This is a genomic window from Amycolatopsis sp. SID8362 (assembly GCF_010550475.1).
In the GTDB taxonomy this organism is placed as follows: domain Bacteria; phylum Actinomycetota; class Actinomycetes; order Mycobacteriales; family Pseudonocardiaceae; genus Amycolatopsis; species Amycolatopsis eburnea.
On record NZ_JAAGNB010001335.1, the window covers coordinates 1 to 1,570 of the forward strand.

2 protein-coding genes are annotated in these 1,570 nt (G+C 75.5%); both read right to left on the reverse strand.

Annotated features, from left to right (window positions below):
- Positions 1 to 849: glycosyltransferase (locus G3I65_RS41155; RefSeq protein ID WP_160700880.1), on the reverse strand; the 849-nt coding region annotated here is incomplete at its 3' end.
- A 1-nt stretch (position 850) separates the two neighbouring features.
- Positions 851 to 1,570, reverse strand: a 720-nt coding sequence (locus tag G3I65_RS41160) for a glycosyltransferase (protein ID WP_160700881.1), incomplete at its 5' end; no start/stop codon positions are given.

The following is a 1,570-nucleotide window of genomic DNA, read 5'->3' on the forward strand; positions in this document are numbered from 1 at the left end:
GTGCGGGCCGGGCGCCAGGGAGACGTCCGCGCTGGCCAGCAGCCGCGCGACGTCGCCGCGGCCGGACAGGAACCCCAGGAACGTCACCGGCAGCCCGCGCGCCCGGCGTTCCAGCGCCCGGCGGCGGGGGCCGTCGCCCGCCACCACCAGCCGGACCTTCACGCCGGCGTCGGTCAGCGAAGCGACGGTGTCCACGCTGCGCTCCACGTGCTTCTCCGGCGACAGCCGTCCACAGTGGACGAGCAGGGCGTCCGCGCCGCCCGCCAGGTCGGTGCGCCAGCCGTCGTCGCGCATGGCGGGCCGGAACGTCGCGAGGTCGACGCCGAGCGGCACGCGGTGGACGTTCGGGGCGGCGATCCGGTCGAACTCCGCGCGCGCGAACGCCGTCGTGCAGACGACCGTGTCGTAGCTTTCGGCCATCCGCTTGTTCGCGACGTCGGCGACGCGGCGCGCGACCGGCTCGGGCAGCAGGAACTGCTCCAGCAGCCGGTCGAGGCGCTCGTGCGAGATGACCGTGCTGGGGACGCCGTGGCGCCGCGCCCAGCCACCCATCCCGCGCAGCGTCAGCCGGTCCGACACCTCCAGCCGGTCCGGTTCGAGTCTTCGCAGCACCGCGCGGACGCGGTGCGGGTCGACCGCGCGGTACCCGCCGGTGCCCGGGATCCTGGGCGCGGGCAGGGAAAACCGGCGCACGCCGGTCGGCAGGACTTCGTCGGCGTACCGGGTGCCGGGCACGACGAGCGTCACCTCGTGGCCGCTCGCGACGTACCCCGCGCCCAGGTGGTGCAGCGCCGTGCGGAGGCCGCCCGAGCGCGGCCCGTAGAAGTTCGCGAGCTGGACGATGTGCATGTCAGGCCGCGCGGACGGCCCGGCCCCGCACGGCTTCGTAGTGCCCCACGAGCTCGTGGCAGACGGCGGGCCAGGTCCGGCCGAGCACGACCTTGCGCGCCTTCTCGCCGAGCCTCGCCCGCAGCGCCGCGTCCCGCAGCGCGTCGACCTTCTCGACGAGCGCCGGGCCGAAGCCCTCGCGGTCGGCCGGCAGCAGGTAGCCGGTGCGGCCGGGCAGGACGAGGTCCTTCGGGCCGCCCGCGTCCGGGGCGAGCACGGGCAGGCCGGACGCCATCGCCTCCTGCACCGCCTGGCAGAACGTCTCGTGCGGTCCCGTGTGGACGAAGACGTCGAAGCTCGCGTACGCCTTGGAGAGCTCGTCGCCGTACTTCGCGCCGAGGAAGGCCGCGCCGGGCAGCTGTTCTTTCAGGTTTTCGAGTTCGGGTCCGTCGCCGACGACGACCACGCGGATCCCCGGCACCCCGGCCAGCGCGGCCAGCCGGTCGACCTCTTTTTCGGGCGCCAGCCTGCCGACGAACCCGACGAGCAGTTCGCCGTCCGGCGCCAGCTCGGCCCGCAGCGCCGGGTCGGCGTGCGACGGCGAGAAGCGATCGATGTCGACGCCCCGCGCCCACCGGTGCACGCGCGGGACGCCGTGCAGCTCCAGCTGCGCGACCGAGTCGCTGGACGGCGCGAGGGTCCGGTCGGCCCGCGAGTGCAGCCGCCGCACCCACCGCCAGGC